This is a genomic window from Allofustis seminis DSM 15817, assembly GCF_000374325.1.
Classification (GTDB): Bacteria; Bacillota; Bacilli; order Lactobacillales; family Carnobacteriaceae_A; genus Allofustis; species Allofustis seminis.
In genome coordinates this window covers 15739-36284 of the sequence record NZ_KB894088.1, presented here as the reverse complement: position 1 = coordinate 36284, position 20546 = coordinate 15739, and the positions used below count along the sequence as shown (strand labels likewise).

The following is a 20546-nucleotide window of genomic DNA, read 5'->3' as shown; positions in this document are numbered from 1 at the left end:
TTTCCCACGTGTTACTCACCCGTCCGCCACTCATCCCTCTCTGCAAGCAGAGAGTTCATCGTTCGACTTGCATGTATTAGGCATGCCGCCAGCGTTCGTCCTGAGCCAGGATCAAACTCTCAATTTTTAATGAGGGGATGAACACTGTTCATCCCAAAGGTTTGATTGCTCAAAATTAATGTTTTGGTTTTGGTTGGTGTCTAATGAATGGAATATTCAAAAGACCCTTGCACAATTTGGTTGTATTACTTTGTTCAGTTTTCAAAGATCTATGCCTGCGTTGCTTTATCGAACGCGACTTAAATATCATAGCATGTAAAAAAATAGGTGTCAACGATTTTTTGATTTTTATTTATTGCAAAAGTCAAAATAACGATGACAGCTATTTGATTATAGCGAGTTAATTTTTAACTGTCAACCACTTTTTAAAAGTATTTTAAATCTATTATTTCACTACTATATTCGAGCAAATTCCCGCCACTTTATGTACTCAAATAAAAATGACAGCCTTCTTATCAATAAGAAATGGCTGCCATTTTTATTAGATCTAATTTTTATTATTTATTTAATCGTTGATTTAATTTCTGTGCCAATGCTTCAAATCCTGGTTTGCCAAGCAACGCGAACATATTTTGTTTATATGCCTCTACTCCAGGCTGATTAAAGGGATTGACACCATTTAAGTAACCCGAAATTCCAACAGCCACCTCAAAGAAATAAAAGAGCTGTCCAAGTGTGAAAGCACTAGTATCTGGCAAGGAAATCACAAAATTTGGAACACCACCATCTGTGTGAGCGAGCAACACTCCTTGAAATGCCTTATGATTCACTTCTTCTACATTTGTTCCTTCAATATAACCAAGTCCATCAATATCTTCCGCTTCAATTGGTATTGATAGCGATGAGCCACTTTCTTGTATATGTAATACGGTTTGGAAGAGAAAACGACGACCTTCTTGAATATATTGACCGACGGAATGTAAGTCTGTCGTAAAATTAGCTTGTGCAGGGAAGATGCCTTTTTGGTTTTTCCCCTCTGATTCACCATATAATTGTTTCCACCATTCAGAGAAATAATTCAATTTAGGCTCATAATTTACGATATTTTCAACTTGATATCCTTTACGATATAAAATGTTGCGCAAGGCAGCATATTGATATGCTTCATTTTCTTCAATGTTAACATTCAGATAGCGATCCATCGCAAATGCAGCACCCTGCATCAATTCAACAATATCTCCTCCTGCCACTGCAATGGGCAACAGCCCCACTGCCGTAAGAACAGAAAAGCGTCCGCCAATATCGTCTGGAATAACAAATGTTTCATAGCCTTTTTCATCTGCTGTTGATTTTAAGGCTCCTTTTTGCCGATCCGTTGTAGCATAAATACGGCGGTTAGCCTCTCCTTCTCCATATTTATCAATCATTAATTGGCGCAGTAGTCGAAAAGCAATGGCAGGTTCTGTCGTAGTGCCTGATTTAGAGATAACATTCAAGGAAATATCTTGGTCTTTAATTAAGTCTATTAATTCTGCCAGATAGACACTGCTCATATGATTCCCAGCAAAATAAATTTTAGGTGTCTTTCTTACATTTTCTGGCAAATCATTGTAAAAACTATGCGCAAGAAAATCAATTGCAGCTTTTGCACCAAGATAGCTTCCTCCAATCCCGATGACAATTAAAACATCGGAGTCGTTTTGAATCTTTTTGGCTGCTGCTTGAATACATGCAAATTCCTCTTTATCATAATTTTGAGGCCAGTCAAGCCACCCTAAAAAGTCACTGCCCACACCTGTTCCCTCTCGAAGTTCTTGATGTGCAACTGCAACTTGTGCTTGCATCTGCTTCAATTCTTCTTCCGAGAGAAAAGTTCCTACAACATTTGAATAGTCAAATGAAATTTCTTTCATTGTTCCTGTTCCTCCATCTCTTTACTTTTATCATTTTCTTTTTCTTTCAAAAAAAACCATCGCTTCCTTACGCCAATCTTCTAGACGCTCCGCAATACTTTTGAATCCAATGCCACTACGGCGACCGTACCGTTTTATATTTTTCCGCTGGGCAAAAGGATGACTGGTTGCAGGTTGAAGGGCTCGCATGGAGAGGCTAATTTTCTTTGAATATTCATCAATGTCCATGATCATAACACGAACAGTATCATGAATTGCTAAAATATCATAAACATTCTTGACATAGCCATGCTTCAATTCAGAAATATGAATCAGGCCTTGTGTGTGGTCATCCAAAGCCACAAAAGCGCCATATTTTTGGATACCCGTTACTTTTCCTTCAACGATATCTCCTATTTTATAACACATGCACTCCCTCCTTTTCTTTATTGTTATACCATAATCATCATTTATAAGATGTGCATTTTAACTTTCATGTTGAATGATTTTTTCGATGATAATAGACTCAACTGGCTTATCAGCAAAATCTCGTTCAACATTTTGAATTCTCTCTGCGACATCTAGCCCACTTGTTACCTGTCCAAAGACGGTATGCTTGAAGTCCAACCAAGGCGTGCCACCATTTTCTGCATATGCTTTAACTATCTCTTCTGGATATCCTGCTGCTTCCATTTGCTGCAACATATCAACTGGCACAAAAGGTGCAGTAACAATAAAAAATTGACTGCCATTAGTGTGTGGGCCAGCATTTGCCATAGAGAGTGCTCCTTTTAAATTAAAAAGTTCACGACTGAACTCATCTTCAAATGCCTGTCCCCAGATGCTTTCACCGCCACGACCTGTTCCTGTAGGATCTCCCCCTTGAATCATAAAGTCTGGAATCACACGATGAAAAATCACACCATCATAATATCCTTTTTTTGCAAGTGTCATAAAATTCTCAACAGCTTTAGGGGCCTGCTCTTCAAATAGGGCAATACTTATATCGCCTAATGTTGTACAAATGGTAAGCGTCGGTTTTAAATCTTCATTTAATTGTGGAAAGTTCATAATAATCCCCTTTATATTATTTTGTTCAGTATATCATATTCCATGATTTTATTTTACCGAGAAGAATACTTCTTTTTCATGTCATTTCAAAACATGATATGATATTTTAGGAAGAAATGCCTGACAAGTAGACATTAGAAGTGAAAGTGTGATGGAATGAAACAATCAAAAATTGAAGATGTTATTATTATTGGCGGCGGTCCCGTGGGCATGTTTTCTTCTTATTATGCGGGACTACGCAATTTGAGTGCACATATTATAGAGGCACTTCCCACTTTAGGAGGGCAAGTTGCCATGCTTTATCCTGAGAAGTCTGTCTATGATATTGGGGGAATTCCTGGCATCAGCGGAAAAAAATTAATCAAACACCTGAAAAAGCAAATGAATATTTTTCCACCAACTGTTACATTGGATTGCCGCGTCAAATCGCTGGATAAAGTTGATAACATTTTTCATGTGGAAACAACCAAAGGTGTATTCTTAGCACGAAGTATTCTTATTACAACAGGACAAGGGTCATTCACCCCAAGAAAATTGCCACTTGCACATGCTCAGCGTTATGAAGGTAAAAATTTATATTACTATGTAAAGAATTTAAATGATTTCAAAAATCGTTCTGTTGCCATCTTAGGTGGTGGTGATTCTGCTGTTGAATGGGCTTTAATGTTGGAGCAAGTTGCATCATCCGTTCAATTAATTCATCGCCGAGAAAAATTTCGCGCACATGAAGCATTAGTTGAAGCTTTAATGCACTCTAGCATTAAAGTTCTGACCCCTTATGTTCCATTTGAGTTAAAGGAACAACATCAGCAACTAACGGGGTTAACCTTAAAAGAAACACGTGGAGATAAAATGATCACCACTAACTTTGATGCACTCATCGTCAGTTATGGATTTGCATATTCTAATCGAGAGTTGAGCGATTGGGGACTTGAAGCAAAACAAGGGCAACTCGTTGTCGACTCTTCCATGGCAGCCAGTATCGAAGGAGTCTTCGGAGCTGGTGATGTCACAACTTACAAAGGAAAAGTAAAATTAATTGCCGTTGGTTTTGGCGAAGCGCCGATTGCAATTAACGCCATCGCATCATATCTAGACCCTTCCATACAAACTGATGCCCCGCGTAGCAGTGATTTAATATTGCGCGCACAGAAAGGAGAATCTCAATGATTTCAGACGAACATTTATATCATGCAGCCATTGACACACTTAAAGAACGTGGCGTAAAAATTGAAGACATTGCAGAACTTGTATTCGACTTGCAAAGTGATTATATTGATAACTTATCAATAAAAGCCTGCATCTACAATGTGAATCGCGTCCTAGCTAAACGCGAAGTGCAAAATGCTATCTTAACAGGAGTCGCACTCGACATTGCGTGTGAACGCGAACAACTCGCCGAACCTTTACAATCCATTATTAAAAATGACGAGGGGCTCTATGGCATTGATGAAATTATCGCGCTTGCCATTGTGAATATTTATGGATCCATCGGCTTTACAAACTTTGGCTATTTAGATAAGAAAAAGCCTAAAATTATTAAAGCATTGGATTCCTCTAAGCATTCAGAGCATACACATACTTTTTTAGATGATATTGTTGGTGCTATTGCCGCTGCAGCAGCGAGCCGCCTTGCCCACTCTCGTCTAGAAAATTAAGCTAGTCATCTCTATAATAGGCATCATTATAGCAATAGCGAAATGATTCAAGTCTCAAACAAAAGGGATTAGAGAATGATACTCATTCTCTAATCCCTTTTTATAAAATAATATCCAAGTAGAAGCTAGCAACAATAAACTATTAATATTGCTGCCATGAAAATTAAAAGTTACCATCAAAATGCTATGACAACTTCGTGATACGTTCTATAAGTTGCCATCCAATAAAAATAAATAACTCCACTAAAATAAAAATCGAAAGAAAACAATACATAAAAAATGTTTCAGGCAACACTTGAATAATTGGATCTGTCACTGGATTGAAGAGCCAATAATCATTTCTGAAAAGAATCTCATGAAACAAAATAAAAATTGAATCAAAGTAGAAATAAAGAACAACTAAAATAATAGGCGGTGCAAAAAGTGCTCGCTTAAATGTGGAACGGAATTTCCATAGTGCCACTTTTTTAAATTGCTTGATCCAAAAAAATCCACTATAAATGCCAGTGCCTACCAACAAACCAACATTCACAAGAAATAACTGCTTGACTTCATAAAAATGAATAGCACCATTCACCGAAATAGGAAAGTCAGGCAGTTCTAATGTATGAATCCATGGTTTAAATAAATAATGCAGTAAACAATAATAGTTATCCAAAATTGTCTGCTCGCTTAGGCCCACTTGACGTGGAATATCAAATTGTCGCAGTGTAAATTGATACAATGGGATATTCCACGTTGTTAAAATGATCGCCAATGCAATCAAATTGATAAAAAAGAATGTCAGCCCAAAAATTTCGGTCGCTGTTTTTTTCATAAACATTCCTACTTTTTCATTAATCTCTACTTATTTTTCAGTTGTGTTGCGAATTTTAAATCGTTGTTTTGGCGCTTTGCTTTTTGGCGCTTTTGTCGGTTCTTTTTTCAACATGTCACCTTCTGGAATATTGCGGGGCTCTTTTTTAAAAGGATGGTGCGTTGAGGATGATTGTCTTTTTTGTGAAAAACGGCGACGACTGCGACGTCTTCGTGAATTTTGACGATTTTTTCGGCGCTTATCATGCTCACGATCTTGTTTTCTTATTGGAATCTCATCTAATTTTTCTACTCTTTCCAACACAAAATAAGGGGCACCAAAGTTACAATATTCAATTAGATAATCATCAAGTCGCGTAATCCATTGGTCTTCATGCACTTGGCTGCGACTTTCATCATAAAAACCACGTAATCTTAATTTCTCACTTGCGATATCTCCAACAATATAATCAAAAGTTGTTAAATAATCAATATAGCGTGCTTTGAACTGTTCAATGTCAAATGCATCGCGGAAATTCGTCTGCAATTTATAATAATTATCCCCAATCAAAAGCGTCTCATGATCATACCAAGAAATAAATTGTTCCGCTTCCAGTGCCTTAGCTAACACTTCTTCCAATTTTTGATGATTTAAATCAACATGAATATTTTCTTTTGTTATCTCGCTCACTTTATCCCTCCTCTATTGTAATTTTTTCCATTGTATCATTATTCTATTGAAAAAGCAGATTTATTTGTCGAGTGGAACGATTCGTGTACCATGCAGTTGATCTACATCAAAGATCTTTAGAATTTCTGCTTCATTCTCATAAGTTACACCGCCACCTAACAAAATCTCAATGCGACCTTGTGCATATTTCAATATTTCATGAAGCTCTTTTTCATGATCAAAAATGCTACCCCCTATACCACCATGGGTTAAGACACGCGTAACACCTTGATCAATCAGCCATTTTAAATCTTTCAGTCGATCATCTGGATGAATTTCATCAAATGCCATATGAAAGACCGTCTCCATTTCTCCAGAGCGTTTGATAAGTTCAGCAGTTTGTAGGCGATTGATCCGACCATCTTCTGTCAAACATCCAAAGACTGCTCCGTCTGCATTCAAGTCGCTGATTTCTTTCAGATCTCTTTTCATTATGTCAAATTCTTCTGCCGTATAGACAAAATCTCCTCCGCGAGGTCGCACCATTACCATCACAGGGACATGATATTTAGCAGCTACTGCCAAAGTATATTGTATTACACCAACTGATGGCGTTGTGCCTCCGACTGCCAAATTATCACATAATTCAATTCTTCGCGCACCATGTTTAATGGCTTCTTCTATTTCGGTAAAATTCTCTGCACAAAATTCTTTTATCATTATGATCACCGCTTTCGTTATTATTTTACATAATTTTTCATACCTGAACAATTGACAAAAAACAATTCTTTGCATAAAGTTAAGAAAAAGGGAGGAGAGAATATATGGCTTTTTACGTTGTGCTACGTGGAAATGTTCCAGGCATCTATATGGATGCCACTGAAGCTTTAAAAGCACTTGATGGCTTTGAAAATAGCTACATGAAAACTTTCAAATTGCAAAAAGATGCTGAAAATTTTTGGCATAGCGATAAGCAAGCTACCGTATCTTGCCACTCACAACCTACCTGCAACAATATGATAGAAGCTTATGTTGATGGTTCATATGACCGTCACTCACAAAAATATAGCTATGGCATTGTACTCCTTAATGAAAAAAAAGAGGTTGTCCATACAATGCAAAGAGTTGGTGCGAACAAAAAATACATTGACAGTCACCAAATTGCTGGCGAAGTCTTCGGCGCTTTAGCTGCTATCCAATGGGCCATTCAGCAACATGCTCAAAAAATAAATATTCACTATGACTACATGGGCATTGAGATGTGGGCCACCAAACGCTGGCAAGCCAAAAAAGCCGTCTCAAAAGATTATGTAACTTACTTTGATAAATTAGCGCAACAAATTGAAGTGACATTCACCAAAGTAAAGGCACATAGTGGGGATGAATATAATGAACTTGCCGATCAACTAGCCAAAGAGGCTCTTGCTGACAATGGCAAAGAATAAATAAAACACGCTGCATCAAATCTGGTGCAACGTGTTTATTTTTAAAGTAAGATAGCCGTTAAGATAACTGTCATCACTTGACAGGTAATGTGTCCGACGATGGCTGCTTCTAAATGATGCTTCCAATATAAAATTCCAAATGCAATGCCACCAATAGACTGTATAGCAAGGCGTGCCCCAAGCAGCGGCGTCAGTGAACTCGTCATGACTGAAAATGAACGATAACGTGTCAATAAATATAAAATCGTTGCAAAAATTATACCTGCAATAAATACCCAGTCTTGCTGATTCTCACCTTGACTGCTAAAAATATAAATTGAAATCGTCATCAAGCCCCAACGCAATAAAATTTCTTCAGTAATTCCTTGATAGATGACCATTGATAAAATATTTTCTGGCGTCAGCGTATTGGATGCTTTTTGTAAAATTTCTGGCAGCTGACTTTGGAAAATGGCATCGAATCCCACTGTAACAACTGCTACAACAATACCTGCTGTAATCGCCTGCATTAAGATTGTTTTTTGTAATGCAAGCCATGCTGGTTTTTGTTCTTTTGTCAGCGGTTTTAGTTTCACATCATACAAAATAGATTTTAAATTGAGTCGATGTGCTAAAATATGACCAGCTACCAGTGCCCCTACTCCTAGCAAGAAAGGTTGAATCATGCTAGAAATAGAAAAAGAGAGCGGACTTCCCGAATATAATTCTGGTGCCATCTTTAAAATAGTTTTAGATTGGATATAAAGCGTTGGAAAGACAGCTAGTGTCGCAACTGCCAAAATCCCAACCCACATAAAAAGTGGCTTGCGGCGTGCATAGCGCACTTTGGGATCTCCTTGCGTAAGTTTTGATTTCATAACAATCTCCTTTATGTATTAATTCAGTACTTCTTAGAAGATTATAACATGCATCTATTAAATTCAAGTGTTTTTCGTTAAAATTATCGAAAGGAGACGATACTGATGGAACTAGAACAGAAATGGATAACTCTTGCCAAAGCATATGCGGAAGAAAAATGTCAACATGATACAAGCGGACATGATATTTCGCACAGTTTGCGCGTCTATCGCAATGCCCAAATGATTATGCGCCAAGAAGCGGTTAATGTAGATGAACTGGCTGTCGCCCTAGCTAGCTTGCTGCACGATACGGTAGATGCCAAGTTATTTGACGAAAAATATGCCCTACATCAGCTTCAGACATTTTTAAAAGATTGCCAGATTCCAGCCGCTACATGTGACAGAGTGCTTGAAATTGTACAGACAATTTCTTTCCACAAGCATATTGATCCATCAGCACTCTCTATTGAGTCACAGATTGTTCAAGATGCAGACCGGCTGGATGCTATCGGTGCCATCGGAATTGCACGAGCTTTTGCATATGGGGCAACAGTTGGCCATCCGATGTATGATAAGAATTCTTTTTCAGCTAGCGTCAGCACTGCCACACATATTTCTAATCATACAACCATTCAGCATTTTTATGACAAGTTGTTGCAACTCAAAGATAAAATGAATACTTCCACCGCTCGGCAGATGGCACTTCAACGGCATGAATTGCTACTTATCTTTCTCAAACAATTTCAAATTGAAATATAAAAAGCGAACACCATTGTTCGCTTTTTGTTTATATATTAAAAAATGAATTATGCGGTTCATTCGCTTCATGTATGACTAAAAAGATACTTTCTTTTGTAATCACATAATTTGGATCAACCGAAATAGAAAATTTATCATGTGCCGTCGGTTTAATTCCGATAATATTAAAGCCATAATCGCTACGGAAAGGAATTTCATTAATTGATTTTCCGACCCACTCATCTTCCATCAAGACTTCGCTAATTCGATATTGTTCATCAAATTGATATGAGGATAATATTTTGTCATGATGAATAATCTCATAAGCTAAGTGGCGTCCCATTTCAATCTCTGGCAAAATCACACGCGTAGCGCCCACACGCAAAAGCACTTCTTTATAATCTTCGGTCGCAGTCTTGACAATAATCTCATTGATGCCTAAACGTTCCAAGTTCATAATGCCTAAGATGGTCGACTCCAATCGTTCACCAGAGGCAATTACACCAATATCAGCTTCTTTAACACCTGCATCAATCAGTTGATCGATTTTTGTAAAGTCGGCTTGAACGGCTACAGTAACTACATCGCTTACTTCTTCAACATGTTCAATATTTTTATCAACACCAATAACTTCAATTCCCGTCTCGGCTAATGCACGAGCCATTGAGCTTCCCAGAAGACCCAATCCTAGGACTGCTATTTTTTTGCTCATTTAATTATCTCCTTCTATCCAATCATTACACTGCCTTCAGGGTAGTGAATTTTGCTTTCACGCTCTTCACGTTTTAATGACCAAATGACGGTAAGTGCCCCAACCCGTCCCATAAACATTAATACCATGAGAATAAATTTCCCAAATGAATTGAAATATGGTGTTAGCCCCATACTCAATCCAACAGTACCAAAACAACTGAACACTTCCATTAGCACTGCCTCCAGACCATAACCTGGTGGAAAAAAATCTTGTGTTAATAACAATAAAAATATGGCCGATACGATCAGCATCAATGCTGTAGTAAATAGGAAAATTGCCTTACGTACTCTAAAAGGGTTAATACTGCGATTAAAAATTTGTGGCTCTCTTCCAGTTATCATGCTCTTATAAAACAAAATAACCACAAGAAGTGTCGTCACTTTGAATCCACCAGCGGTCGAGCCACTTGCGCCACCAATAAACATTAAAATATTAGTCAAAAACAAACCTGCTGTAGACATTTCATTATAATCAATATTGGAAAAGCCAGCAGTTCGCGGTGTAACCGTTAAAAAGAATGTGTTAGCTATCTTTTCGCCAAAATTCAAGTGAGTGAACGTCCCATGCATTGATTCAGAAATAAAAAATAAAATAAAACTGATGCCTAAGATGGCACCTGTCATAAATAATACTATTTTTGAATGGAAAAGCAATTTTTTGTTTTTATAAAAAGTAAATAAATCACGCCAAACAATAAAGCCTAAACCGCCGAATGCAATTAAAAGACCGATGACAACTAATACATAAGGACTTTTTTGAAATGAAATCAAGCTATTGCCAAATAAGTCAAATCCTGCATTACAAAAAGCGGAAATACTATGAAAAATGGAATAAATTAAACCTTTTCCCCAGCCAAAACGCGGAACAAAGTCAAATGCTAAAAACAAAATGCCCAGTGCTTGAACAGCAAGCGAAAATTTTACGACATATTTAATAATTGAACGTGTCTCATTCAAATCATTTAAATTCAATGATTCTTGGACAATTCGTTGCTGATGTAAATTTAACTGTTTGCCAAGGGCAAAAAAGAATAGAGAAAGCACACCCATAATACCGAGTCCGCCAATTTCAATTAAGGTCAAAATCGTCGCTTTCCCAAATGGACTCCAGTGAGTGGCAGTATTAAGTGTGGTTTGTCCCGTCACGCAAAGTGCACTTGTTGCAGTAAATAGACCATCTAAAAAGTTAGTCGCTTGCCCCGTTCGACTTGAAATTGGCAAGCTTAGAACGGTTCCACCGATTATTACTAAAAGGAAAAAACTAAATGAAATAGTTTGCGCAATCGTCAAACGCTCAAATAAATTTTTCTTCATTCAATGTTCCGCTCCTCATCTACTATCATTCTTTAATGCAATGCACGTATAATATCACTTTCAAAATTATGAAAGCAACCCCTAAGCATAAAATTAATCATTTTTGGAGAAATTTTACATCATGTTGTGCATTAATGGTTCAATCTTTTGGAAAGTGCATTAAAAATAATTGTCACCAAGACCATAGCGGCAATACTTTCAGGAATTCCATTTAAGATACCAATTGATAAAATAACTTGACGTGCCACTGTAGGATCTTGCCCTAATTGTTCGACAAAACGTTCAGCATAAAGGAGCGATACCATTCCTAATACGCCAACCGTATTCAAAAGTGAGCCGAGCACGCTTGCCAACATCACTTCAAATGGGAACGCTGCGAATTTTTTGAACATTAAATAGCCTAACCCCGCCAACGCCAAAAGAAGCAGCACATTCATAACAAGCGGGAAATAAGCAGTCACTTGAGCATTCTGATATATGCCATTTGCTAAATAGACAACGGCGCCAACTCCAATCACCGCCGAAATGCCTCGCGTGAGAGTGTTCCCCATGCACTTAGCGCCTTGAAAAATATAATAAGTCAAAATACCTACTAAGATACGTGGCATAATAGATACTAGTGGACTCAAAAATACAAAACTAACAGGAGTAGGATTTAAAATATTTTGAAAGAGACTGAACAACCCAAAGATCAAACCGATAGTACCTCCAACCACTGGCCCATAAAAAATCGACCCAATGATTACAGGAATGTGCATAATCGTAGCACGTGTCGGCCCAATAGGAATAAATCCAAGAGGAGTCATACCCAAAAAGATGGTAATAGCTCCTAAAAGTCCAGTAGCTGCTAACTGTTTCGTTGAAATTTTCTTCATTATATTTCCTCTTCCCTTTCAACTGCTTATAAGTTACAAGGTTCATTATAGCACATCTGTAGTGTAAGGAACTTAAAACAAACGCAATATTTGAGTTGAAAGATGTAAACAACGTATAATGAAATTAATAGATCAAAGGAGATGAGCAAATGGGATTATTAGTAAATGGAAAGTGGCAAGATAAGTGGTATGATACCCAATCAAGTGGCGGACGCTTTGTGCGGGGGACCTCATCATTTAGAAATTGGATTACAAAAGATGGCTCTGCTGGCCCAACAGGGAAAAGTGGTTTCAAGGCCGAAAAAGGGCGCTACCATCTTTATGTTTCACTCGCTTGTCCTTGGGCGCATCGCACGCTCTTAATTCGCGCATTAAAAGGACTTGAAGCATTCATTAGTATCTCAGTCGTTCATCCACATATGGGAGAACAAGGATGGAGTTTTGAGCCAGGAGATGGTGTCATTGCCGATCCAGTATTGCATGCGGATTATTTACATCAAATTTATACACATGTCGATCCCCAATTTACAGGACGTGTAACAGTCCCTGTCCTTTATGACTTAAAACAAGATACAATTGTCAATAATGAGTCATCAGAAATTATTCGCATGCTCAACACCGCATTTGACGATCTCGGAGCTGTGCAAGTTGATTTTTATCCTGATAACTTACAAGAAGAAATTGATGCACTTAATGCAACTGTCTATGAACATGTTAACAATGGTGTCTATAAAGCAGGGTTTGCAACAGAGCAGCATGTCTATGAAGAAGAAGTTTACCACCTCTTTAAGACACTTGACACATTAGAAGAGCGTTTAAATGGGCAAGATTATTTATTTGGAAATATATTGACTGAAGCAGATATTCGTCTATGGACAACACTTCTTCGCTTTGATCCAGTCTATTTTGGTCACTTCAAATGCAATATTCGTGAACTCAAAGAATATCCTAATCTATGGCACTTCACACGTCTAATCTATAATATGCCTGGCGTAAAAGAAACAGTCAATATGGAGCATATTCAAAGACATTACTACACCAGCCACGACTCGATTAATCCTAATCGCATTATTCCTGTCGGCCCAGTGCTTGATTATAGCCTATAACAAAAAGGTCTGCCAAAATTTGGCAGACCTTTTTATTATTAAATTTATTAAGCAATTTCGTGAACCCATTTTCTTGTTCTGATGCGGCGGAAAGAAAAAATCAATTTGACTAACTCTTCTGCCGAAACCAAACCTACTAGCCAATAAATAGGCAAGTGAAGGAAGATCGCTCCAATAAAAGCAAGCGGTACTCCAACAAGCCAGACACATCCCATCTCAAGTATCATAGAGTAGCGTGTATCGCCCCCACCGCGCAATATTCCGACAATTAAGATCGAGTTCATGGCCCGCATAATAAAGGCAGCCCCCATAACACGCAACAAATTCACTGATAGCTGATGGACACTCTCACTCAATGTTCCAAAGAGTTTCAACGAAATTTCTGGTGTAACCCCCATCGTTACCCCAATAACTAGTCCCGTAATAAGTGAGATCTTAATAAAACGATGAGCATAATCATAAACTTGTTCAATATCACCGCGTCCAATGCTATTGCCAATCATAATGGTACAACTAGATCCTAATCCACGAACCACAACGAATGCAATATTTTGAATAGCGACAGTTACTTGTACTGCTGCTGTTGCTTCACGACCGACAATTGCATAGGCGACACTATATAATACTTGACCAAGTGCCCAAAATGTTTCATTAAAAATAACAGGCCAGACGATCGTTTTGAAACGAACAAGAAATGCTTTATCGAAATCCAAACTTTCTTTAATAGATGCATTTAATGGACCATCATATGTTTTAATAACATAGATAATAACTAAAAATTCTGCCGTACGTGCAATCAATGTTCCAACGGCTGCCCCTACAACGCCAAGTCGTGGAAAACCTAATGCTCCAAAAATAAAGACATAATTAAAGAAAGCATTCAATACAAAGCCTACAATCGAAGCAAATAGTGGCGTACGCGGATCCCCCGTACTACGCAACGAATTCCCCAACGAAAAAGTTAATCCTCCTAGAATATAGGTCAGTGCAATCACTTTTAAATAACGAGCACCTTCTGCAACTACTCCCGCATCACTTGTCATCAGTTGTAAGATCTGTTCTGGAAAAAGAATGGCTGCTAACGTAAAAATAAGTCCTAAAACAAAAGAAATCAGCGTTGCCAATCCATTTACTCTGCGAGCATTTCGCGCATCGCGTCGTCCCCAATATTGAGAAATCATCACAGAAGACCCTGTCGAGATACCAAAACATACCATAATAAAGAAGAAAAATACCTGGTTAGCCAAGCCCACACCGGCAATCGTTGCATCACCAAGAGATGAAATCATCATAGTATCTAATGTGTTCAGCGCAGAGGTTACCAGACTTTGCAATGAAACTGGAATCGCGATTTGAAGCATCACTTTATAAAAATCATTTTTTGTATGTTCCAAAACAAAACCTTCTCTCTAAATCTAAAATAAATCATTATTCATAATACATGAAACGCAAAAACTTACAACATGAAATGTTTGCTTTTTTCTTTTATAACGTACAATACCCTCAGAAAAATAGTCATCTATGCCCAATGTTGCTCTATTTTAGGAAAATCATTTTTATTAATCTACAACTACCTTCTTCATAAAAAAACGATAAGGCGCAAGTGCATCTTCTTCTGCATAATCAATGCCAATACGGACAGTTGTTCCAACCTCAAATTCACTGAAGCCATCATCGATTAAATAAATGGTGTCCCCTAATAAATCTTCGCCATCTTGTGCTAAAGAAATTTGGAGGGCTTGGGCTAATTTTGCTGGGCCATTCAATAAATTCTTATGTTGATATGACGATAAATCGCATGGCGCTTTCCCAAAACGATTCGAAGCAAAAAATATTTCATCCCTTGCACTGACTGCTTCAACGGCACGCAACATCACGCCGCCTCCTAATTCATCTGGTCCACAGACAATATTGGCAATACAATGCATACCATATACAAAATAAACATAAAGATGACCTGCACGCTTGTACAATGTTCGCGTTCTTTTTGTATGACGTCCACCATATGTATGACTCGCTTTGTCGACAATGCCAGGATAGGCTTCACAATCGGTAATGCGTGCATAATATGTCTGCCCATTAACCTCATGTGCAATTATTTTCCCAATCAATGCATGCGCCACTGTCAAAGTATCCTGTTCATAAAAAGCTAATGGAATTTTATGCATTGTAATCTCCTATCTGCAAAAGAATGCATACAACATTCTTCCAATTGCTAAAATATAAAGAATTAAAAAGTTCGTTCCTCTATAAAAGAAACGAACTTTTTATCATTTGCAACATTATCACTTATTCTTCATCTGTTTCAATCAAACCATAATCGCCATCGTCACGTTTATAGACGATATTTTTACTATCTGTTTCAGCATCACGGAAAATGAAGAAATTATGTCCTAACATTTCCATCTGTAAAACAGCTTCTTCTGGTGACATTGGTTTCAAATTAAAGCGTTTTGTTTTTACAATTTTGCTGCTGTGCTCTTCGTGTTCTTCTTCGCCGCCCCATAGATCAGGATCGATTGGTTGTAATTCATCAACATGTTGGCGACGGAATTTGCGATTTACTTTTGTTTTATATTTTCTAATCTGGCGTTCTAATTTGTCCGCTACTAAGTCAATACTTCCATAAAGGTCTTCCGTTGTTTCCTCTGCGCGAAGAACGACATGTGGAAGTGGCACTGTAACCTCAACTTTTGCGGTGTGATCTGAATATGTTTTTAAATTAACGTGGGCGCTAGCATTCGGCTCATCTTCAAAATATTTTTCGATTTTGCCGATTTTATTTTCCGTATAGTTGCGGATTGCTGGTGTCACCTCAATGTTCTCGCCACGAATATTATAATTTAACATATAACTCACCCTTCCCTCTTTTTTCAACGAGAATCTTCTCGATTCTCTTTAATTTATAACCATATTATAACGGAATACTCTTTTTTTAACAACTTAAAAATATAAGCGTTTTCTTTAGCGAAACAAACTGAAACTCTCGATACATTCAACATAAGGGGATAGTATTTCTTTCGCATAAAATAATGTACGCCCCGTTGTATAAACATCATCAAATAGTAGCACTTTACGTGGAACATCGATATTTTCAATTCGCCTAAAAGGTTGCGGTGTACTCAGCCTTTCTTTTCGAGTTTTTCCCGATTGGGCAGCCTCCCCTAAGTGAACCAATAACTTCACATAGGAAAGGCCACTTGTTTTTAATAAGCATTCTGTTGGCACAAAGCCTCTTTTTTTGAAATGAATCGCACTGGACGGAATTGGGACAATCGTCATATGTTCAGGATAAGTGTGAATCATCCGCTGAAGAAAAGGAACAAAGCCATGAGCTAATACATAGTCATTTTGAAATTTATATTGTTCCATCACACTTTTTGCAAAATCATTATAGGCGAAAAGTGCACGATGCTTGACTAAAATGTCTGGATATTTCTTTGCCCATTTTTGACAATCGGAACAATAAGTATCATTCATATGACCAGAACGCCCACAACCAGGACAAGCAGTCGCTTGATTAATCGGGGTCAATTTGGCGCAGCATCTTGAACAAAAAGAGCTTTTAGGGACTTCTTTTAAAGAAAAGAAAAATCTTAAAGAGATAAATGAGTGTAGCTGTTGCCCACAAATTAAGCATTTATTCATGCAGCAACCCCCTTTGTCGTGCAAGCTGATTAAGTTTTTTAATTTGTTTCTGGGCTGCATTCATACATCGTGTACGACCATTATGAAAGAAGATAACTTCTCCTTTTGGATAACGAAAATCACGTCCGGCCCGACCAGCAATTTGTATTAAAGCAGCTTCATCAAATAGACGATCTTCAGCACCAATTACAAGCACATCAATATTAGAAAAGGTAACCCCACGCTCTAAAATAGTCGTCGTCAACGAAAATTGATATCTTTCTTGACGCATCGCTAATACTTTTTCCTCCCTTAACTTATCTTCAGCTGAGACACTTGTAAAATCACAATGCGGAAATAACTGATGTAATTTCTTTTCATAAGCGACCATCCATTCAATTTCTGGGCAAAAAACCAAAAAGCGCCGCTTCTTTTTAATAAGTTCAGCAATTTTTACTGTTAAGGGATGTTTGTATGCTCTTTTTTGATGTAATATTTTTTTCCATGGCCCACACCATACAAGATGAGGTTCAGGAAGTGGATAACCATGGTAGCGTGCGGGTAATGTAATAATTTGTGACGCATCAAATTGGCACTTTAGTTGCAAACTTGGCGTTGCCGTTAAATAAATTAATGCATGTTCTTTTTTTACACACTTTTGAGCACCATATGCTAGCATCGGTTCATGATGATAAGGAAAAGCATCGACCTCATCAATAATAAGTACATCAAATGCTTCTTTAAAGCGTAATAATTGATGCGTTGTGGCAATTACAAGGGGCGTGTAGCGATAAGATTTCTTACTTTTTCCATGAAGAACTGCTAGTTCAGTTTTTTTAAAGGCATCTCGAAATCGTGGCGCTAATTCCAAGCAAACATCAACTCGCGGCGAAGCAATACACACCCTCAAATTAGCTTGCAGCGCCTGATAAATGCCATCAAATAGCATCTCCGTCTTACCCGCTCCTGCCACTGCATGAAGCAACACTTTACTTTTAGAATGTATTGCTTGACAAATAGATTTTGAAGCATGTTGCTGTTGCGTAGATAATGTTCCTTCCCAAGTCAAAGCATGCTGGCGTGCTTCTGGAAGGGGTTCATCACTTGTAGGAAGGGAATAAAGCATACTACACTTTTTTATACGTCCAAGCTGCATACAATTTCTACAATAACCACATGCTTTTTGACATATACAAAAACTCGGCTGCATAATATAAGTTGACGATCCGCAGCGGCGACAGTAATAAGTGTCTTTTATTTTTTCCCAGCCACTGCGCCTTATTAATGTATCTTTTGCGACACATTCAAAAAAATCATCTGGCAATTCGGTCTCTAATAATTCCCGGCCGATTAATAATTCTCTCATCTTGATAACTCCTTTATTTTCCCTACATTATTTATATTATCTTTGGCACTTTATTTTATTTTTTTAGTTGAACGTTGCATTTATCTAAGAATTCAAGCACACTTAATGGGAATAGTTATAGAGGAGATTATAAAATGGATAATTATCGTACAATTAAAAAAGAAGGCATCCATGAAATCGAAATCAAAAAGTCAAAATTTATTACACATCTCAAACGTGTGCAGTCAAAAGAAGAAGCTCTCACTTTTATCGATAGTGTAAAAAAAGAACATTGGAAAGCGACACATAATTGCTCCGCTTTTACCATTGGAATGAATGATGAATTGCAACGTGCAGATGATGATGGTGAGCCTAGCGGAACTGCAGGAGTCCCGATGTTAGAAATATTAAAGAAAAAAGAAGTCAAAAATGTGGCCGCAGTTGTTACGCGTTATTTTGGCGGTATTAAGTTAGGAGCGGGAGGATTGATCCGCGCATATAGCGGAAGCGTCAATGATGCATTGGCTGCCATTGGAATTGTCGAACGAAAACGCCAGCTCTTTATCCATATTACCGTCAGCTATCCTCAAAGCGGACGCATCGAAAATCTCTTACGCGATTCTACATATCTTTTGCATGATATAGAATATACTGATCAAGTGACATTTATTTGTGTTGTTCCCATTTCAGAAAAAGAAGTGTTCTTGCAACATGTGACTGAATGGACAAATAACCAATTCTCTTATGTCATCGGTCAATTCGGATGGATCGAAGTTGATGCACAATCATAACATTGTGCAGTTGCAAAAATCATCATTTCGTCCTAAAATAATGTTTTGAATACTCTCATAGAAAATTTATTAAATAAAGGACATGATTTTAATGAATGAAGACCGCCTCACGAAATATAAAAGAAAGCGTCGCCGTTTTATTTATAATATTTTATTAATGATTGGCACTATGTTTTCCCTAGGAGTCGGTATGGTCGCTGGCTATTATGGAAATATCTTTCGCAATTTTGTCGATGATGTTTCAGTATCAGACACCGTCGATGCAGACCAATTAAAAGACTTAGATGAACGCATTCGCAATGGTGAACCTTTTTCGGTGCTGCTCTTAGGAGTCGATGTTGAAGAAGAAAATATTTCCCGTTCAGATTCTATTATTGTGACCACGATCAACCCTAAAAAAGACTCCATTAAAATGGTCTCGATTCCTCGCGATACTATCGTATATTTACCCGATGGACACATGGAAAAGATCAACGCTGCTTATGCGATCGGTAAAATTGATCTCTCGCGCCAAATGGTTAGCGAATATCTAGATATTCCAATTGATTTTTATGGTGTGCTTGATTTTGAAGGCTTAATTAAATTTGTTGACGCAGTCGGTGGAGTAACAGTCAATTCTCCTTTTGATTTTGATGAATCGGATTATCGAAAAGGTGATGGAAGTCGCATTTATATCAAAAAAGGTAAACAACGTTTAAATGGTGATGAAGCATTAGCCTATTCACGTATGCGCTATCAAGATAACCAAGGAGATTTCGGGCGTCAAGATCGTCAAAAAGAAGTCGTCATTTCGCTGACGAAAGAGTTGGCATCTATTTCTAATTTAGCTAATATCCAAAAAGTGCTTGATTCGATACGTTCTTACTTAATTACGAACGTTTCCAGTTCTAACATTTTAGCGGTTGCTTCAAAATATGGTGCCGCTTCTAACAATATCAAAACACTTCACTTAAGAGGAGAAGATGGCACTCTTGTCTACTTCCCTATTTATGATCAAGAATTATGGGCATGGCAAGCATACGATGAATCGCGTTTGGATATTCAAAATGAATTGCGCCGTCACCTCTCATTGCCAGAAAAAGAGACACTCGATCAAGTTGGCGAATATCATTACTATACGCCAGAAGAATTTATCCACCCTTTCCAAGAAAATCAAGACTAAATCATACTTAATCCTCCAACTTGTTTTTTGTTGGAGGATTTTTTATATTAGAAGTAACTCATAGGAGGCGATTTTATGCAATTGATTGAATACCCAAAATGTTCAACATGCAAACGGGCAAAACAGTGGCTCGATGCTCATCACATTGACTATTCCACGCGACATATCGTTGAGGAGACTCCAACCGTCCATGAACTAAAAAATTGGTATGAGGCGCACAATATTCCCCTCAAAAAATTATTCAATACAAGCGGCCAAGTCTATCGAAAATTGCATTTAAAAGATAAACTTAAGGACCTCTCTGAACAAGAACAGCTGACGCTTCTTAGCTCTAATGGAATGCTGATCAAACGTCCATTGCTTATCGGTGATGATTTCTTGCTTATTGGATTTAAAGAGCAAGAATGGGCTGACACATTACTTCCATAATAAAAAAGGAGCATCCCTTTCATATACCAAATGCCT

23 protein-coding genes and 1 rRNA gene are annotated in these 20546 nt (G+C 37.7%); 8 read left to right on the top strand and 16 right to left on the bottom strand.

The annotated features are described in order from the left end of the window. From C231_RS0107250 to C231_RS0107235, 4 genes are all read right to left on the bottom strand, one after another. Window positions 1–127, bottom strand: a 16S ribosomal RNA gene (locus tag C231_RS0107250); the annotation flags it as partial. A gap of 430 nt (window positions 128–557) precedes the next feature. Beyond that, window positions 558–1913, bottom strand: coding sequence for a glucose-6-phosphate isomerase (locus tag C231_RS0107245; RefSeq protein WP_018659958.1), 1356 nt, complete (start codon window positions 1911–1913; stop codon window positions 558–560). A gap of 30 nt (window positions 1914–1943) precedes the next feature. After that, window positions 1944–2321 (bottom strand): CvfD/Ygs/GSP13 family RNA-binding post-transcriptional regulator, encoded by a 378-nt coding sequence (locus tag C231_RS0107240; RefSeq protein WP_018659957.1) that lies wholly within the window; start codon window positions 2319–2321, stop codon window positions 1944–1946. 57 nt (window positions 2322–2378) lie between these two features. Next, window positions 2379–2963: a peptidylprolyl isomerase gene (locus C231_RS0107235; protein WP_018659956.1), complete on the bottom strand. Its 585-nt coding sequence runs from the start codon at window positions 2961–2963 to the stop codon at window positions 2379–2381. A 156-nt stretch (window positions 2964–3119) separates the two neighbouring features. Here C231_RS0107235 and C231_RS0107230 point away from each other — a divergent pair, with 156 nt between their 5' ends. Continuing rightward, on the top strand, window positions 3120–4133 hold the full coding sequence (locus C231_RS0107230; RefSeq protein WP_018659955.1) for an NAD(P)/FAD-dependent oxidoreductase: 1014 nt from the start codon (window positions 3120–3122) through the stop codon (window positions 4131–4133). After that, window positions 4130–4621: a phosphatidylglycerophosphatase A family protein gene (locus tag C231_RS0107225; protein ID WP_018659954.1), complete on the top strand. Its 492-nt coding sequence runs from the start codon at window positions 4130–4132 to the stop codon at window positions 4619–4621. Before C231_RS0107230 ends, C231_RS0107225 begins: the two co-directional genes overlap by 4 nt. A 184-nt stretch (window positions 4622–4805) precedes the next feature. Here C231_RS0107225 and C231_RS0107220 read toward each other — a convergent pair whose 3' ends face one another. Genes C231_RS0107220 through C231_RS0107210 form a run of 3 tightly spaced genes read right to left on the bottom strand, consistent with a single transcriptional unit; the run spans window position 4806 to window position 6806 of the window. Beyond that, a complete protein-coding gene (locus C231_RS0107220) occupies window positions 4806–5438 on the bottom strand; it encodes a TIGR01906 family membrane protein (protein WP_018659953.1) in 633 nt (210 codons plus the stop codon). A gap of 30 nt (window positions 5439–5468) precedes the next feature. Beyond that, window positions 5469–6107: a YutD family protein gene (locus C231_RS08350; protein WP_018659952.1), complete on the bottom strand. Its 639-nt coding sequence runs from the start codon at window positions 6105–6107 to the stop codon at window positions 5469–5471. A 60-nt stretch (window positions 6108–6167) separates the two neighbouring features. Then, window positions 6168–6806, bottom strand: a complete 639-nt coding sequence (locus tag C231_RS0107210; protein WP_018659951.1) for a copper homeostasis protein CutC — start codon at window positions 6804–6806, stop codon at window positions 6168–6170. Window positions 6807–6910: 104 nt separating this feature from the next. Here C231_RS0107210 and C231_RS0107205 point away from each other — a divergent pair, with 104 nt between their 5' ends. Beyond that, complete coding sequence (locus tag C231_RS0107205) at window positions 6911–7531, top strand: ribonuclease H family protein (protein WP_018659950.1); 621 nt, start codon at window positions 6911–6913, stop codon at window positions 7529–7531. A gap of 41 nt (window positions 7532–7572) precedes the next feature. Here C231_RS0107205 and C231_RS0107200 read toward each other — a convergent pair whose 3' ends face one another. Further along, window positions 7573–8388: a CPBP family glutamic-type intramembrane protease gene (locus C231_RS0107200; RefSeq protein ID WP_018659949.1), complete on the bottom strand. Its 816-nt coding sequence runs from the start codon at window positions 8386–8388 to the stop codon at window positions 7573–7575. A 105-nt stretch (window positions 8389–8493) separates the two neighbouring features. Here C231_RS0107200 and C231_RS0107195 point away from each other — a divergent pair, with 105 nt between their 5' ends. Beyond that, complete coding sequence (locus C231_RS0107195; RefSeq protein ID WP_018659948.1) at window positions 8494–9129, top strand: HD domain-containing protein; 636 nt, start codon at window positions 8494–8496, stop codon at window positions 9127–9129. A gap of 28 nt (window positions 9130–9157) precedes the next feature. Here the strand turns inward: C231_RS0107195 and C231_RS08095 are convergent, their stop codons facing one another. The 3 genes from C231_RS08095 to C231_RS0107180 all read right to left on the bottom strand — a co-directional run bounded on the left by C231_RS08095 (window position 9158) and on the right by C231_RS0107180 (window position 12050). Continuing rightward, window positions 9158–9820 carry a potassium channel family protein gene (locus tag C231_RS08095; protein ID WP_018659947.1) on the bottom strand — a complete coding sequence of 221 codons (663 nt, stop codon included), beginning with the start codon at window positions 9818–9820 and terminating at the stop codon, window positions 9158–9160. A gap of 14 nt (window positions 9821–9834) precedes the next feature. Beyond that, entirely contained in the window at window positions 9835–11175 is a 1341-nt protein-coding gene (locus C231_RS0107185; RefSeq protein ID WP_018659946.1) for a TrkH family potassium uptake protein, read from the bottom strand. A 131-nt stretch (window positions 11176–11306) separates the two neighbouring features. Further along, complete coding sequence (locus C231_RS0107180; RefSeq protein WP_018659945.1) at window positions 11307–12050, bottom strand: ECF transporter S component; 744 nt, start codon at window positions 12048–12050, stop codon at window positions 11307–11309. A 149-nt stretch (window positions 12051–12199) separates the two neighbouring features. On the opposite strand from C231_RS0107180, the gene C231_RS0107175 reads away from it, so the two are divergent. Continuing rightward, window positions 12200–13156 carry a glutathione S-transferase family protein gene (locus tag C231_RS0107175; RefSeq protein WP_018659944.1) on the top strand — a complete coding sequence of 319 codons (957 nt, stop codon included), beginning with the start codon at window positions 12200–12202 and terminating at the stop codon, window positions 13154–13156. A 47-nt stretch (window positions 13157–13203) separates the two neighbouring features. Here C231_RS0107175 and C231_RS0107170 read toward each other — a convergent pair whose 3' ends face one another. From C231_RS0107170 to C231_RS0107150, 5 genes are all read right to left on the bottom strand, one after another. Continuing rightward, a complete protein-coding gene (locus tag C231_RS0107170) occupies window positions 13204–14550 on the bottom strand; it encodes an MATE family efflux transporter (RefSeq protein WP_018659943.1) in 1347 nt (448 codons plus the stop codon). A gap of 165 nt (window positions 14551–14715) precedes the next feature. Then, window positions 14716–15324 carry a DNA-3-methyladenine glycosylase gene (locus C231_RS0107165; RefSeq protein ID WP_018659942.1) on the bottom strand — a complete coding sequence of 203 codons (609 nt, stop codon included), beginning with the start codon at window positions 15322–15324 and terminating at the stop codon, window positions 14716–14718. Between the two features lie 121 nt (window positions 15325–15445). Continuing rightward, window positions 15446–16006, bottom strand: coding sequence for a ribosome hibernation-promoting factor, HPF/YfiA family (gene hpf, locus C231_RS0107160; protein ID WP_018659941.1), 561 nt, complete (start codon window positions 16004–16006; stop codon window positions 15446–15448). Window positions 16007–16120: 114 nt separating this feature from the next. Then, window positions 16121–16804 (bottom strand): ComF family protein, encoded by a 684-nt coding sequence (locus tag C231_RS0107155; protein ID WP_018659940.1) that lies wholly within the window; start codon window positions 16802–16804, stop codon window positions 16121–16123. Further along, a complete protein-coding gene (locus tag C231_RS0107150; RefSeq protein WP_018659939.1) occupies window positions 16797–18149 on the bottom strand; it encodes an ATP-dependent helicase ComFA in 1353 nt (450 codons plus the stop codon). Before C231_RS0107150 ends, C231_RS0107155 begins: the two co-directional genes overlap by 8 nt. Before the next feature lie 134 nt (window positions 18150–18283). On the opposite strand from C231_RS0107150, the gene C231_RS0107145 reads away from it, so the two are divergent. The 3 genes from C231_RS0107145 (at window position 18284) to C231_RS0107135 (ending at window position 20510) form a co-directional block, all read left to right on the top strand. After that, the gene (locus C231_RS0107145) at window positions 18284–18919 is read left to right on the top strand and encodes a YigZ family protein (RefSeq protein WP_018659938.1); all 636 of its coding nucleotides are present in this window, start codon (window positions 18284–18286) and stop codon (window positions 18917–18919) included. Between the two features lie 91 nt (window positions 18920–19010). Then, complete coding sequence (locus C231_RS08090) at window positions 19011–20081, top strand: LCP family protein (RefSeq protein ID WP_018659937.1); 1071 nt, start codon at window positions 19011–19013, stop codon at window positions 20079–20081. Window positions 20082–20156: 75 nt separating this feature from the next. Next, entirely contained in the window at window positions 20157–20510 is a 354-nt protein-coding gene (locus C231_RS0107135; protein ID WP_018659936.1) for an arsenate reductase family protein, read from the top strand. Window positions 20511–20546: the final 36 nt, after the last annotated feature.